General features: G+C 60.6%; 18 protein-coding genes and 5 pseudogenes. All 23 read right to left on the minus strand.

Annotation, left to right across the window (positions count from 1 at the left end):
• Nucleotides 1-17 precede the first annotated feature (17 nt).
• Nucleotides 18-1,349: a preprotein translocase subunit SecY gene (secY, locus tag AC6H1L_RS08420; RefSeq protein WP_497601063.1), complete on the minus strand. Its 1,332-nt coding sequence runs from the start codon at nucleotides 1,347-1,349 to the stop codon at nucleotides 18-20.
• A gap of 308 nt (nucleotides 1,350-1,657) precedes the next feature.
• Nucleotides 1,658-2,194, minus strand: a complete 537-nt coding sequence (gene rplO / locus AC6H1L_RS08425) for a 50S ribosomal protein L15 (protein ID WP_497601064.1) — start codon at nucleotides 2,192-2,194, stop codon at nucleotides 1,658-1,660.
• Complete coding sequence (gene rpmD, locus AC6H1L_RS08430; protein WP_497601065.1) at nucleotides 2,194-2,376, minus strand: 50S ribosomal protein L30; 183 nt, start codon at nucleotides 2,374-2,376, stop codon at nucleotides 2,194-2,196. Before rpmD ends, rplO begins: the two co-directional genes overlap by 1 nt.
• A 307-nt stretch (nucleotides 2,377-2,683) precedes the next feature.
• Nucleotides 2,684-3,181 (minus strand): annotated as a pseudogene (rpsE, locus tag AC6H1L_RS08435) (30S ribosomal protein S5); the annotation flags it as partial.
• 33 nt (nucleotides 3,182-3,214) lie between these two features.
• Nucleotides 3,215-3,427 (minus strand): annotated as a pseudogene (locus AC6H1L_RS08440) (50S ribosomal protein L18); the annotation flags it as partial.
• Nucleotides 3,428-3,652: 225 nt separating this feature from the next.
• Nucleotides 3,653-3,853 (minus strand): annotated as a pseudogene (locus tag AC6H1L_RS08445) (50S ribosomal protein L18); the annotation flags it as partial.
• A 186-nt stretch (nucleotides 3,854-4,039) separates the two neighbouring features.
• Complete coding sequence (gene rplF / locus AC6H1L_RS08450) at nucleotides 4,040-4,627, minus strand: 50S ribosomal protein L6 (RefSeq protein WP_497601066.1); 588 nt, start codon at nucleotides 4,625-4,627, stop codon at nucleotides 4,040-4,042.
• Between the two features lie 15 nt (nucleotides 4,628-4,642).
• Nucleotides 4,643-5,038 (minus strand): 30S ribosomal protein S8, encoded by a 396-nt coding sequence (rpsH, locus tag AC6H1L_RS08455; protein WP_297160156.1) that lies wholly within the window; start codon nucleotides 5,036-5,038, stop codon nucleotides 4,643-4,645.
• 360 nt (nucleotides 5,039-5,398) lie between these two features.
• A complete protein-coding gene (locus AC6H1L_RS08460; protein ID WP_297165238.1) occupies nucleotides 5,399-5,584 on the minus strand; it encodes a type Z 30S ribosomal protein S14 in 186 nt (61 codons plus the stop codon).
• 5 nt (nucleotides 5,585-5,589) lie between these two features.
• Nucleotides 5,590-6,132, minus strand: a complete 543-nt coding sequence (gene rplE, locus AC6H1L_RS08465; protein WP_497601067.1) for a 50S ribosomal protein L5 — start codon at nucleotides 6,130-6,132, stop codon at nucleotides 5,590-5,592.
• A 5-nt stretch (nucleotides 6,133-6,137) separates the two neighbouring features.
• Complete coding sequence (gene rplX, locus AC6H1L_RS08470; protein WP_497601068.1) at nucleotides 6,138-6,482, minus strand: 50S ribosomal protein L24; 345 nt, start codon at nucleotides 6,480-6,482, stop codon at nucleotides 6,138-6,140.
• A gap of 94 nt (nucleotides 6,483-6,576) precedes the next feature.
• Nucleotides 6,577-6,945 (minus strand): 50S ribosomal protein L14, encoded by a 369-nt coding sequence (gene rplN / locus AC6H1L_RS08475; protein ID WP_497601069.1) that lies wholly within the window; start codon nucleotides 6,943-6,945, stop codon nucleotides 6,577-6,579.
• On the minus strand, nucleotides 6,942-7,283 hold the full coding sequence (rpsQ, locus tag AC6H1L_RS08480) for a 30S ribosomal protein S17 (RefSeq protein ID WP_497601527.1): 342 nt from the start codon (nucleotides 7,281-7,283) through the stop codon (nucleotides 6,942-6,944). The genes rplN and rpsQ overlap by 4 nt, the downstream gene beginning before the upstream one ends.
• A gap of 101 nt (nucleotides 7,284-7,384) precedes the next feature.
• Nucleotides 7,385-7,594, minus strand: a complete 210-nt coding sequence (gene rpmC, locus AC6H1L_RS08485) for a 50S ribosomal protein L29 (RefSeq protein WP_497601070.1) — start codon at nucleotides 7,592-7,594, stop codon at nucleotides 7,385-7,387.
• The gene (gene rplP, locus AC6H1L_RS08490; protein ID WP_297165228.1) at nucleotides 7,581-8,012 is read right to left on the minus strand and encodes a 50S ribosomal protein L16; all 432 of its coding nucleotides are present in this window, start codon (nucleotides 8,010-8,012) and stop codon (nucleotides 7,581-7,583) included. Before rplP ends, rpmC begins: the two co-directional genes overlap by 14 nt.
• Before the next feature lie 738 nt (nucleotides 8,013-8,750).
• Nucleotides 8,751-9,494: pseudogene (rpsC, locus tag AC6H1L_RS08495) on the minus strand (30S ribosomal protein S3); the annotation flags it as partial.
• Between the two features lie 41 nt (nucleotides 9,495-9,535).
• Entirely contained in the window at nucleotides 9,536-9,886 is a 351-nt protein-coding gene (gene rplV, locus AC6H1L_RS08500; RefSeq protein ID WP_497601071.1) for a 50S ribosomal protein L22, read from the minus strand.
• 61 nt (nucleotides 9,887-9,947) lie between these two features.
• Complete coding sequence (gene rpsS / locus AC6H1L_RS08505; protein ID WP_052890667.1) at nucleotides 9,948-10,235, minus strand: 30S ribosomal protein S19; 288 nt, start codon at nucleotides 10,233-10,235, stop codon at nucleotides 9,948-9,950.
• Between the two features lie 44 nt (nucleotides 10,236-10,279).
• The gene (gene rplB, locus AC6H1L_RS08510; protein WP_497601072.1) at nucleotides 10,280-11,113 is read right to left on the minus strand and encodes a 50S ribosomal protein L2; all 834 of its coding nucleotides are present in this window, start codon (nucleotides 11,111-11,113) and stop codon (nucleotides 10,280-10,282) included.
• Between the two features lie 10 nt (nucleotides 11,114-11,123).
• Nucleotides 11,124-11,423 (minus strand): 50S ribosomal protein L23, encoded by a 300-nt coding sequence (rplW, locus tag AC6H1L_RS08515; RefSeq protein WP_322481034.1) that lies wholly within the window; start codon nucleotides 11,421-11,423, stop codon nucleotides 11,124-11,126.
• Nucleotides 11,424-11,576: 153 nt separating this feature from the next.
• Nucleotides 11,577-12,200 (minus strand): annotated as a pseudogene (gene rplD, locus AC6H1L_RS08520) (50S ribosomal protein L4); the annotation flags it as partial.
• A gap of 8 nt (nucleotides 12,201-12,208) precedes the next feature.
• Nucleotides 12,209-13,036 (minus strand): 50S ribosomal protein L3, encoded by an 828-nt coding sequence (rplC, locus tag AC6H1L_RS08525; protein ID WP_497601073.1) that lies wholly within the window; start codon nucleotides 13,034-13,036, stop codon nucleotides 12,209-12,211.
• A 198-nt stretch (nucleotides 13,037-13,234) separates the two neighbouring features.
• A complete protein-coding gene (rpsJ, locus tag AC6H1L_RS08530) occupies nucleotides 13,235-13,552 on the minus strand; it encodes a 30S ribosomal protein S10 (protein ID WP_052890671.1) in 318 nt (105 codons plus the stop codon).
• Nucleotides 13,553-13,560 lie beyond the last annotated feature (8 nt).

Genomic DNA, 13,560 nt, shown 5'->3' on the forward strand with positions numbered 1-13,560 from the left:
CATCGCGCCTCGCCGACCTACGACAGGAAACCCGAGTAATTGCGCATTACAACCTGTGCTTCAAGCTGTCTGATGGTGTCTAGCGCTACCGCTACGACAACCAATAGGGCTGTCGAGCTGAGCATCTGGGTCCTGGCCAGATAGGGCAGCACCGCCAGAATGCCCAGGAAGAGCGCCCCCCCAAACGTTACCCGCCTCAGCAGCGTCTTGAGGTAGACACGCGTCTGCTCGCCGGGGCGATAGCCGGGGATGTGCGCGCCCTGCTTCTGCAGACTCTCGGCAGTGTTCTGCTGATCCCAGACCAGCTCGGCGTAAAAGTAGGTGAATCCGACCGCCAACACGAAGTAGGCCAGCCAGTACCAGGGCAGGGTCGTATTGAGAACATAGCTACTGACCCAGCTTGCCGCCGCCGTCAACCAACTGGCATTGCTGCTGGCCAGATACTGAGAGATGACGGTCGGGAAGAGCAAGACCGAGTTAGCGAAGATCAGCGGGATCATGCCGGCGCTGTTCACCATCATCGGAATATAGGTGGTCTGCGCCGAGCCGACCAGCATCCCTCGTCCGACAATGCGCTTGGTGGGATACTGAATCGGAATACGTCGCTGCCCAAGGTAAATGTAGACGATGCCGGCAATAGTGACCACCGTAATAATCCCAAGCACGACCAGATTGATAATGCTGCTGCTCGTGCCGCCCGTGGTGGTGCTGGAGAGATAGCCTTGCTGCACCAGCGTGGGCAAGCGGGTGACAATGTTCCCCAGAATAATGATGGAGATACCATTGCCGACACCATATTCGGTGATCAGCTCGCCGAACCAGACCAGGATCATGGTTCCCGTGGTCAGCGAGAGCAGAATGGCCAGCGTCTGTAGCCAGTTGGGGCCAAAGAGGCTGAAGGTGCTGGCGTCGAGAACGCCCACTCTCACAAAGATGGCCGCGCTACCCAGCGCCTGGAGAAAGGCCAGCGGGACCGTGATGATGCGCGTGATCTGGCTAAACTTGAGCCGTCCGGCCTCACCCTCTTCCATGAGGCGTTGGAGCGCCGGGATGATCGGCGTCAGCAACTGCATCACGATGGTCGCCGTGACGTAGGGGTAGACGCTCATGGCAATGATCGAGTAGGTCTGGAGCGATCCCCCCGAAAAGATGTCCAGGAGGCCGAGTAACTGGCCCAGATTCTGGTTTTGACCGCTCGTGAAGAGGCTGGCTAGCGTTTGCTCCTGCTGGTGGGTCAACGGCACCGTGATATGGGCCAGCACCCGCATGAGTAGCAGGATGACCAGCGTAAAGATGATTTTCTTGCGCAGGTCGGGAATAGACCAGACACTGAGCAGCCGTCCTAACATGGATGGCTCCTTTCAAACAACAGGCGTCGCGCGGATAAGCAGCCTCCTGGCCCCGGGCCTGCTCCTGGCTCCTTTCTTGGCTTGGGGTCCTTCCCACACCGGCGGCCAAGAGCAACCCTGGCCGCGCTGGTCATCGGCCATTGTCTCGCTAGAGATAAGAGACAACGCTGCCTGTCTGGCTGCTGCTCACCGCGTCAGATCAGGCTGGCGGGTTAGCAAGTGACTGACCCGCCGCCTGGTGAACAGGCTAGGTAGGTCAGGAAGAAGTCAGTAAGTTAAGAAGGAAGTGGCCCAGGCGGGCGGTACGCTCAGGCCTGAGCCTGCGCACCCTGGGCCAGTTTCCCTTGATCTTTGCGGCGCTTGGTCTTCTCGTAGACCTTGACTGGAATCACTTCGATGCTGCCACCAGCGGCCTCGATCTTGGCTCGTGCGCTCTCAGAAAACTTATGAGCCCGGACCTTGAGCGGACGATGGAGCTCGCCATCGCCCAAGATCTTGACGAGGCCGCGGCTCTCACCAGGCGAGAGCAGCCGTTTCTCCGCCAGGGCCTCTGGTGTCACATAGGCACCCGGTTCAAAGAAGCGCTCCAAGCTGGCGACATTGACAACCGCATATTCTTTGCGGAAAGGCGCATTGCTGTTTCCAATGCCGCGCAGGAAGGGCAAGCGCTGCGAAAGCGGTGTCTGGCCACCGCCGAAAGTCTGGCTCACCTTTCCGCCGGTGCGCGCCTTCTGGCCCTTAGTACCGCGGCCAGCGGTCTTAACACGTCCCGAGCCATGCCCTCGCCCAACTCGTCTCGACCGCTTATGCGAACCGGGAGCTGGTCGCAGATCCGACAGTTTCATCAGGCTATCTCCTCTACCTTGACCAGGTGTCTTACCTTCTGAATCATTCCGCGAGTGGTGGGTGTATCTTCGCGCACCACTTCCTGTTGCAGCTTGCGCAGTCCAAGCGAGCGGATCGTCTCGCGCTGATCCCGCGCATAGCCGATGGCACTTTTCACCCACTTAATGCGCAGCTTTGCCATAACACTCTCTCCTCAACGCAACGGGTCCAGTGCCTGCTTGCCCTGCTCCAGAGGCTTGCATCCTCAGCCTTGCGCAGCCCGTTGCCAAGCAAGGCCGGAGGCTCAGAGGCAGAGGCCAAGCAGCGGCGAGTCAGAGCGAGACCTAGCGACGGCGCTCGGCGCGGCGCTCAGCTCGCTCGGCACGCTCACGAGCAGCACGCCGGAGAGCACGCTGCTCACGAGCCTCTTCCTCGCGAGCGGCGCGCAAGGCCGCCGCCTGCTCAGCCGCACTAGCCGCCGCCGCCGCCAGCCGCTCGGCGCGGCGGCGCCCCAACAGCTCCACAACCGTCTTGCCACGCAGAGCCGCTACCTCCTCGGGCGAACGCAGCTCCTTGAGAGCCTCAATGCAAGCACCAACAGTATTGGCGCGGTTGGAGCTGCCAATCACCTTGGTCAGAATATCGCGAATGCCAGCCAGCTCCACGACGGCGCGCACTGCCGCTCCGGCAATCACACCAGTACCAGGAGCGGCGGGCTTGAGCATCACCTGCGAGGCTCCAAAGGTCGTCTTGACCATGAAGGGGATAGTTGTCCCGGTCAAGGGGACATGAATCAAATGCTTCTTGGCATCCTCGGCGGCCTTCCGAATCGCCTCGGTGTACTCAGCGGCCTTCCCCATGCCATAGCCAACGTGGCCATTGCGGTCCCCAACTACCACGAGCGCCCGGATGCTGAAGCGGCGCCCACCCTTGACGACCTTGGAGACGCGGGTGACTTCGACCACGATCTCTTCCAGGTTCAGTTTTGATGCATCTATTCTCGGCATGTTCCTCCTCGTGCTCGTGCCTACCTACCTGACCTAGAACTGTAGGCCGCCTTCACGCGCCCCTTCAGCGAGCGCGGCTACGCGCCCGTGATAGGCGTAGCCTCCACGGTCAAAGACGACCTTCTCAATCCCCTTCTCTTTCGCGCGCTGCGCAAGCAACTTGCCAACCTCACGCGCAATGGCAACTTTGCGATTATAGGCGATTGCCGCCAGCGCCTCGACCGGCGTCTTTTTCTCGCCCTTTTGGGCGCTGGGCAGGACGGTTTTGACCTGGGTCGGAGGACGGCCTCGCTGCTGTTGACCGCCCTTGCCGCTCTTGGCCTGCTGCGCCTGAGCCTGGGCCCGCGCAGCCGCGCGAGCGGCCTTGCGCGAGGGCGCTGCCTCCGCGGCGCTCTCAACGATCACCTCTTCCTCCTGAGCAGCCTGCGCCTGAGCGGCAGCCGCCGCTTCAGTTTCGGGGGGCGGCGCCGGCTGGAAATTGCGCAGAGCAGGCTCCAGTGAAGACGCAGCTACAAGCGTCCGTCCCACAGTATCATCGATAATCTGGGCATAGATATGACGAGCACTGCGGAAGACATTCAAGCGTGGCCGTTCCGCTGTGCCCTTGACTCGGCGACGTATCCGCTGGTGCCGACGCAGCCGCGCCTTGTTGGCATTGAAAGTCTTGATCATGAGAACATGCCCCTGTTCTTAGTAATAAGTAATAAAGAATGATGAACCGGCGCTGCAAGGGACGTGATCGGCACTACGTCCCTCTTCCGCGCAGAAGTTTTTACGACGCCAGCCCTGACCCTCAGCCGGCCTGGAGGGCTGGCCAGCTCAGGCAAGGCCAGCCAAGCGGCTTCCATTGCAGGCAGCTTACTTCTTCTTGCCACCGCCAGCCTTGCCCGTCTTGCCAGCCTTACCGGCTTTGCGCCGGATCTCTTCGCCCGCATAGCGGATGCCCTTGCCTTTGTAGGGCTCCGGCTCGCGAATGCGGCGAATGATCGCTGCCATCTCGCCCACCTTCTGCTTATCGATCCCGACCACGCTGATCTTGGTCGCCTTGGTCACGGGGTCCACCCCGTCGACCGTGAACGAGATCCCTGGCGGCGGGGGCACCTCCACCGGATGGGAATAGCCCACCAGGATCACCAGGTTATCGCCCATCTTGGCGGCACGGTAGCCAGTGCCGTGGATCTCCAACTGCTTGCTATAGCCCTGAGTCACGCCGACCACCATGTTATTGATCAGCGTGCGATAGAGGCCGTGCTGCGAGCGATGCAGCTTGCTGTCGGACTGGCGCGCCACTTTGAGCGTGCCATTCTCCAGGGTCAGCGAGAGGAACGGGGGGACCTTGAGGGACAGCTCGCCCTTGGGACCTTTGACCGTGACGAGATTCTCTTCGTTCCAGCTGACCTCAACCTTTGGCGGGATCGGGATCGGCATACGCCCTATACGCGACACGTGTTAACCTCCCGTCTACCAGACGTGACAGATAACCTCGCCCCCAAGACCGAGCTGATAGGCTTTGCGTCCCGTCATCACGCCCTTGGGAGTGGACAGAATGGCAACCCCCAGCCCACCCCGCACCAGGGGAATATCTTTGCGCTTGGTGTAGACACGCCGCCCAGGCTTACTGATACGCTGCAGCTGCGTCAACACCGGCTTCTTATCGACATAGCGCAAAGTGATGCGAATCGTCCCCTGCGGATTATCTTTGATCACTTCAATATCCTTAATATAGCCCTCTTCCTTGAGCACACGCGCAATGGCCAACTTCATCTTGGAGGCCGGAATCGAGACCCGCGTGTGCCGCGCGATGATCGCATTGCGGATGCGGGTGAGCATATCCGCGATGGGATCGGTCATGTTCATAGTACAACACCTCCACGATCATGAAAGAACGAGCGTGCAAGCATCAGCAATGAAACTCTCACTCAACCCAGTCCTGTCCATCGGTCGGGAAACGACTGCTCAAGCCAGTCAACCTGACGGTCGTCCCGCCTGTTCTGCTCCATCAGTCACGGCCAGTCCGCGCCGGCGTCGGCACGCTTCCATACAGCAACCGCAGCAGCAACAGTACAAAGACCGTCACGCCCGGCTTGCCTGCTCCCGCGGCGGGCATCTGGTGCTTCCTTCCTTCATTTCCGTTCGTTCCCTCTTCGTTCGCACCTGAACGAAAGCAGAGAGAGCCGCGCTCGCTCTTTCACGCTGCCGACCTGGCGATTGCTGAAGCTACCAGCTTGATTTCGTCACACCGGGCAGCTCACCACGCAAAGCCCGCTCACGGAAGCAGATGCGGCACAGGCCGAACTTGCGCATGTAGGCGCGCGGACGTCCGCAGACCCGACAGCGATTGCGCTTGCGCACCTTAAAGCGAGGCTTGCGCTGAGCCTTGACGATCATCGAGACCTTGGCCATCGATCCTACCTCCTGAAGGGCATCCCGAGCAGGCTGAGCAGACGTCGCCCCTCCTCATCGGTGCGTGCCGTGGTTACAATGCTGACCTCCATGCCCCGGACCTTATCGATCTTATCATAGTCAATCTCGGGGAAGACGAGCTGCTCACGCAAGCCAAGCGTATAGTTGCCACGCCCGTCGAAAGAATTGGGTGAGACTCCCTGGAAGTCACGCAGACGCGGCAGAGCGACATTCATCAGTTTGTCCAGAAAGTAGTACATGCGCTCGCCCCGCAGCGTCACCATGCAGCCGATCTGCATGCCCTTGCGCACCTTGAACGAGGCCACCGAGCGCCGCGCATGCGTAATGACCGGGCGCTGACCGGTGATAAGCGAGAGATCGTTCACCGCCGCCTCCATCGCCTTGGCGTTCTGAATGGCCTCGCCCATCCCAATGTTAATGACTACTTTGTGGATGCGCGGCACCTGCATCGGGTTCTTGTAGTTAAACTCCTTCTGCAGGGCCGGTACCACCTCCTTGAGATACTTCTCTTTCAAGCGTGCTGCCATAATCTCTACGCACTCCTCGTCCGATCAGCAATGACCTTGCCACATTTCTTGCAGATACGCACCGGACGGAGCTTCTGATCCGCTCCCATCGGACGACGCTCATGGGCCACGCGCGTCGGCTGACCACACTCCGTGCAGATCAGCATGGTGTTCGAGACATGGATGGGCATGGCTTTCTCAATGATACCACCTTGCCGCAATTGACCCTGCGGCTTCTGATGCCGCTTGACAAGATTGATCCCCTCAACAATGACCTTGTTGAGTTGCGGCAGGGCCTTGACTACTGTCCCTTGCTTGCCCCGATCCTTGCCCGTGATGATGAGCACGGTGTCGCCCTTCTTGATGTTCATTTTGGCCCGGTGCAACGGTCGCTTTTCCTGCTTCGCTTTTGCCTTGACAGCCATCGTCTTGTCTACCTGCCTTCCTGCCTCTCCTCACGCTCCCTCAGAGCACTTCTGGCGCGAGCGAGAGGATACGCACATAGTTTTTCTCACGTAGCTCGCGGGCCACCGGACCAAAGATACGCGTTCCTCGCGGGTTGTTGCCAGAGCCAATCAGGACAGCAGCATTATCGTCAAAGCGGATGCGAGAGCCGTCCGGGCGCGCATATTCCTTGGCGACGCGCACCACAACCGCAGTCACTACCTCTCCCTTCTTCACCTGACCGTTGGGAGCTGCACTTTTGACGCTGGCCTTGATGACATCACCAACTGTAGCATACTTCTTGTTAGAAGTGCCAAGGACCCGAATGCACATAATTTCCTTGGCGCCCGTGTTGTCGGCCACCTTAAGGCGGGTCTGGGGTTGGATCATTCGGCTCCCTCCTCTCCTTGCTGCTCATGCTGCCCGCCAGGCTCTCCCTGGCCCCGGCCAGTAGCCTGAGCCTGCTGCACCCGCTCCAGTTCGCTGGTGATCTCCTGACCCAGCACCTCCTCAACGGGCACAACACCGCTGCCACGTTTGATGATCTCGATCAAGCGCCAGCGCTTGAGCTTGCTCAGCGGGCGGCATTCTTCGATGCGGACAATGTCCCCAATCTGACAGACGTTGTGTTCATCGTGGGCATAGAAATGCTTCGTCTGCCGATATGTCTTCTTGTAGAGTGGATGCATCTTGAGCCGCTCAACCGCAACAACGATGGTCTTGTCCATCTTGTTGCTGATGACCAGCCCCACCTTCTGCTGACGACGGCGCTGCGGCTGCTTGGCGGTTGAGCTGAGTGCGGTCGCATTCTGCTCAGTTGTTCCCTGCGTCATTGCTCAGCCTCCAGCTGTGCGATATGGTGGAGCAGGCGAGCGATATCTTTGCGAGTCTGAGCGAAGATACGCGTATTCTTAACTTCCCCGCGCTGCTTCTGCAGGCGTAGGTTAAAGAGCTTCATACGCAGCTCTTTCAGCTCGCGTTGGGCCTCTTGCAGCGACATCTCGCGAATCTGTTGACGACGCTCCTTAAGCTTCGGCACGCTCCGCCTCCCCTTTGACTACAAAGCGCGTGGCGATTGGCAACTTATGGCTTGCCAGGCGAGCAGCTTCCCTGGCGACTTCCTCGCTCACGCCACCAATCTCGAAAATCATATGGCCGGGCTTAACCACCGCTACCCAGTGGTCGAGGGCGCCCTTTCCTTTCCCCATACGGGTCTCTGCCGGTTTGGCAGTCACAGGTTTATCGGGAAAGACCCGAATCCATACCTTGCCACCGCGCTTCATGAAGCGCGTGATAGCAATACGGGCGGCCTCGATCTGGCGCGCTTCCAGCCAGCAGGGTTCCAGGGCCTGCAAGCCATAGTCGCCGAAGGCGATGGTATTGCCACGATGAGCGGTCCCCTTGAGACGACCGCGATGTTGTTTGCGATACTTTGGACGTCTTGGTGCCAGTAACATGGCTGCCTTTTCTCCTCTTTGCCACAGGTAGCCCCGCCTCTCCGCCTACTGCTGCAATCTGTGCCGGTCGGGGCTAATGCATCTGCTCTCTTCTGCCACTGGCTGCTCTTTTCTCTCGCCGCTACGTTCAGTCGGCCAGCCTGGCGCCTTCGCCGGCGAGAGACGATTGGAAGCAACGGGCCTACGTTCAGGGATAGCCTACCTCTTGTTGCAGCCCGCCAGCGCCTTGCCACTGGCGAGGCTATTGGGCTGGCAGGCTGGCCCGAGCCTGCCCACGGCCACGCCCCTTCAGCCCGCTCACTCTTCAGCGCCGCTGGCCGGAGACTGCTCGCTCCTCTGCGCTTGCTCAGCCGTAGTTGGCGGGGCCGCCTGTTCAGACGGGGCAGCCGGTGCTGCTCCCTGGACAGACTGTTGCTGCTGCTGCTGCTGGTGCTGAGTCGGCGGCTGCGTCTCGGCCTGCTGTTGCGGCTGGTGCGGCTGGTGGTGCTGAGCCTGGCGCCCCTGCTCACCACCACGTTGACCCTGCTCGCCCCGTGGCGGACGGGGAGGACGAGACGGACGGCCCTGACGCCCCTGCTGGCCCTCGCGTTCGCCGCGCGGAGGACGCTGACCGCGCTCACGCTCCGCCTGAGCCTGGGTCTGCTGACCAGCCTGAGCCTGGCCCTGACCGCGCTCACGCCCGGGTCTTGCCTGAGCATGCTCAGGACGCGCACGCCCGCCACGCTGCTCAGGCCGCTCACGTCGCTCGGGTCGCTCGCGTCGCTCAGGCGCGCGCCTCTCTCCAACGCTGATCTCGCGCGGCAGCAGAGCAGGCTGCGGCGCAGCTTCCTGCCCCTCGGGACCTGGGCCTTTGCCGGGGAGCACGTCCCCTTTGTAGATCCAGACTTTGACCCCAATCACGCCATAGGTTGTGTGAGCCTCTGTCTGCCCATAGTCGATATCGGCGCGCAAGGTATGCAGGGGGACTTTCCCCTCAACCTCCTTCTCACTGCGTGCAATCTCCGCGCCGCCAAGGCGCCCACTGACAATGATCTTGATCCCCTTGGCATTGGCGCGCATCGCTTTCTGCACCGCCTGCTTCATGGCGCGCCGGAATGAGACACGCTTCTCAAGCTGCTCAGCGATCGTGCGACCAACCAGGTAGGCATCTAGCTCCGGCTGACGGATCTCCACAATATTGAGGCGCACTCGCTTATGAATCTTCGACTCCAGCAGATTGCGCAGCCGGTCTACTTTCTCGCCATTTTTGCCGATCACGATGCCCGGCCTGGCGGTGTGGATCGTCACCGACACCTGCGTCGCAGCCGCACGCTCGATCTCGATGCGCGAGACCGCCGCGTTGGCCAGCTCGCGATTGATCGTCTCGCGGATTAACATGTCCTCCGCGAGCAGGTCTTTGTAGTCACGCTCAGCATACCAGCGAGAAAGCCAGGTTTTAATAATGCCGAGCCTGAACCCTGTGGGATGAACCTTCTGTCCCACTGACGTGCTCCTCCTTCACTGCACTTCGCTCGCTCAGTTTGTTAGCGTCCCAGGTCGGCTCGATCATCCGAAACGATCACTGTGACATGGCTGGAGCGGCGGATGATATAGGACCACCGCCCGTGCGAGCGGGCCTTGAAGCGCTTCAGACGCGGCCCCTCATCTGTCACAATGTTGAGAATATAGAGCTGGTCGGGATCGAGGTTGTAGTTGTTCTCAGCATTGGCGACCGCCGACTGGATCACCTTCTTGACTGGCCTGGCTCCAGCGTTGGGCAAGAAATCAAGCACCGGCAGCGCTTCACTGACGCGCAGCCCCTTGACCGCATCGGTGACCAGGCGCAACTTGCGCGGCGAAATGCCTATGTTTCTAGCAATAGCCCTGACTTGCATCTCCTACTCCATCAAAGATGGCTCCGCTGGCCTTCCGCCAGGGGCGGGAGGAGAGAGCAGGTTAACGGACCGAGGTGGTCCGCTCGCTCTTTCCACCCGAATGGCCACGGAAGTGCCGCGTGGGAGCGAACTCTCCCAACTTATGGCCTACCATGTTCTCAGTGATATAGATGGGCACATGGGTCTTGCCATTGTGCACGCCGATGGTCAAGCCAACCATCTCGGGGAAGATGGTTGAGGCGCGCGACCAGGTCTTGATCAGGCGACGCTCACCGCTGCGTCGCATCGCCAGGACCTTCTTTCTCAGCGATTCGTGGATGTATGGTCCCTTTTTACGCGAGCGCGACATGCTTTCTTTCTCCTCCTCCTACCTGTGCCTGTCCGGCTAGCTGACTAGCGTCGACCAGCATTCCGCCGGCGGACAATGAAGCGGTCGGTGCGCTTGTTGCGCCGCGTTTTGACGCCGAGCGCGGGCTTGCCCCAGGGCGTCTGCGGCTGGCCACCGCGCGGGGCCCGGCCCTCACCACCGCCGTGCGGATGGTCACAGGGGTTCATAGCTGCGCCGCGTACCGCGGGCCGTCGACCCATATGGCGGGAGCGCCCCGCTTTGCCTATGGTGATGTTCTCGTGATCAGGGTTCCCAACCTGGCCGATGGTGGCCATGCAGCGGCTGTGTATATAGCGCAGCTCCCCCGAGGGCAAACGGATCAGGGCATAGTCACCCTCTTTGGCCATCAGCTGCGCTCCCACACCAGCGCTGCGCACCAGTTGACCCCCTCGCCCGGGCACAAGTTCGATATTGTGAATGGTGGTGCCTACGGGGATGTTCTTGAGCGGCAGGGCGTTGCCCGGCTTGATGTCGGCATCCGGCCCCGACATCACATAGTCCCCTACTTTCAGCCCGAGCGGCGCTATGATATAGCGCTTCTCTCCATCGACATAGTGCAGGAGGGCAATGCGGGCCGAACGGTTGGGATCGTACTCGATGGCCGCCACTTTGGCTGGTACGCCCAGCTTGTTGCGCTTGAAATCGATGATCCGATAGGCCCGCTTCGCGCCCCCACCCCGATGGCGCGTGGTGATCCGCCCCTGGTTGTTGCGACCAGCATGCTTCTTGAGCGGTTTGATGAGCGACTTCTCCGGTTCCGTCTTCGTGATCTCTTCGAAGGTGGAAACCGTCATGCCGCGCCGCCCGGGAGTTGTCGGCTTATACTGCTTTACTGGCATCGTCTTCCCCTTACGCCTTCAGCGCTTCAATGGTCTGACCCGGCTGGATGGTCACGATAGCCTTTTTCCAGCGCCGTCCGTGGATGACGCGCGGCATAGCCCCCCGCCGGCGGAGGATGCGCTTTTTGCCGGGTACATTGATGATGTTCACCTTGAGCACCTTCACGTTGAAGAGCTGCTCGACGGCGCGGCGCACATCGATCTTTGTGGCCTCTGGAGCCACCTTAAAGGTGTACTGATTGTATTTCTCCTGGAGTTTGACCGATTTTTCCGTGATGATTCCCTGACGCAGAACCTCGGTGATTTCCACGGCCTACTCCTCCTTGCTGTCACCGGTGCCCTCGGTATCAGCATTGGCCTCATTCTGAGGCTCAACGTGCGCCGCGGTCTCCGCCTGGGCCTCGACCTCGCCCTCGGCTTCGGCGATCCGTCGGCTAGCCTCTTCGGCGCTCAACCCTTCGCCAAAGACGTATTCCAGCCAACGTACAGCCGGCACCGGCATGATGACACTGTCGTGCTTTAGCAGCTCTACGACGTTGATGGCACAAACATGCTCAACTTTGGTACCCGGAATATTGCGCGCTGAGAGCAAGACATTCTCATCGCGCCGCGGCAGCATCAGCAGCACGCGCTTGCTATCGCCGACGGGCAGCTTGTTGAGCACCTCTAGCATGTCCTTGGTGCGTGGCCGCTCCAGTTGGAGTCGGTCCACAACAATCAGGCGGTTATTGGCCACTTTATCTGAGAGCGCCGAGCGAATCGCCAGGCGCCGCATCTTGCGTGGCACATCGTGATGATAGACGCGAGGCCGCGGTCCAAAGACCACGCCACCGTGACGGAAGTGAGGCGCGCGAATGCTTCCCTGGCGCGCCCGACCGGTGCCTTTCTGCCGATATGGCTTCTTATTTCCTCCCGAGACCTCCCCACGGCGCTTGGTGGAGACGGTGCCCTGGCGGCGGTTGACCAGTTGGGCGGTGACCACCTGGTGGAGCACCGGGATATGGGGCGTGATCCCGAAGACCTGCTCGTTTAGCTCAAGCTCTCCCACGGCCTCGCCGGCCATGTTATACACTGTCGTCGAGGGCATCGCCGTACCTACCTCTTATGCTTCCTAATCATGAGCAGGCCGCCATTTGCACCGGGCACCGAGCCTTTGACTACCAGGAGATTGCGCTCCGGGTCGGCCTGAATCACACGCAGCCGTTTGACTGTGACGCGCGCATTGCCCATGTGACCAGCCATGCGCAGGCCCTTGAGCACTCGCCCGGGGGTGGTGCCGGAGCCAATGGAGCCAGGTGCGCGGTGACGATCCGACTGGCCATGCGTCTTGGGACCGCCCGCAAAGCCGTGGCGCTTGACACCCCCTTGGAACCCTTTTCCTTTGGAGGTGCCGATCACATCGACAAATTCTCCGACCTTGAACAGGCTGACGTCAAAGCGGGCGCCTAGTTCGAGCTTGTCGGGCGTGACGCCTTCCTGCAGCTTGACTTCGCGCAGGACGCGGAAAGGCCCTAGCTCTGGCCCTGGACGGCGCTGACGGTTCTCCTGGAGGGCCAGGAGCTTCTGTATTTGCTTGTCTGGCTTTTTCTCTTCGGAGGCCTGCGCCCCTGCTCCACCCTCAGCCCTTTCTTCCTGGCTGCGGGCTTTGGCGCGCTGCTCCTGTTGGTATTGCTGCAGACGGCGGCGCTGGGCCCTTAAGAGGGGCAGTCGGTGACCCAGGTGCCCCAGTAGCGGGCGCGTGGCCCGCTTGACAGGGATCGGTTCAAAGCCGATCTGGACTGCTTCGTAGCCATCACGGGCAGTGGTCTTGATCTGGGTAACGATGCACGGGCCGGCTTCTATGACGGTTACGGGGATGGCATTGCCATCCGGCCCGAACACCTGCGTCATGCCCACTTTCCTGCCCAACAATCCATTGAGCATAACTCTCTACCTACTCTCCTCTGTAGGGAGGGATGGAGCCGGACCCTCTTCGCCTCGGCCCTGCCCTGCTCCGGCCTCTAAGGAGCGTGAACGGGACCGAGCGACCACTTGCGGTGCTGCCGTTCTGTCCCGTTCGCTTGCGCGCTCTTAGCAACCAGCCGGGCTAATGGCCAGAGGCGAAGATTCCAGTCGATCCACCTACAGTTTGATCTCGATGTCGACACCTGCGGGCAGATTTAAGCGCGTAAGCGCTTCAACTGTCTTGTTGGTTGGATCGACAATGTCGATCAAGCGCTTGTGGGTGCGAATCTCAAACTGCTCACGCGAGTCTTTATCGATAAAGGGCGAACGGATCACGGTGAATTTCTGGATCTCGGTGGGCAGCGGTACAGGGCCTGAAACACGCGCTCCTGTCTGCTGCGCCGTGTCGACGATTTGCATCGCCGATTGATCTAGAATGCGATGGTCATAGGCCTTCAGGCGAATGCGGATGCGCTGTTTCGCTCCGGTAGCCATTGTCTCTT

It is taken from the genome of Thermogemmatispora argillosa (assembly GCF_059696725.1).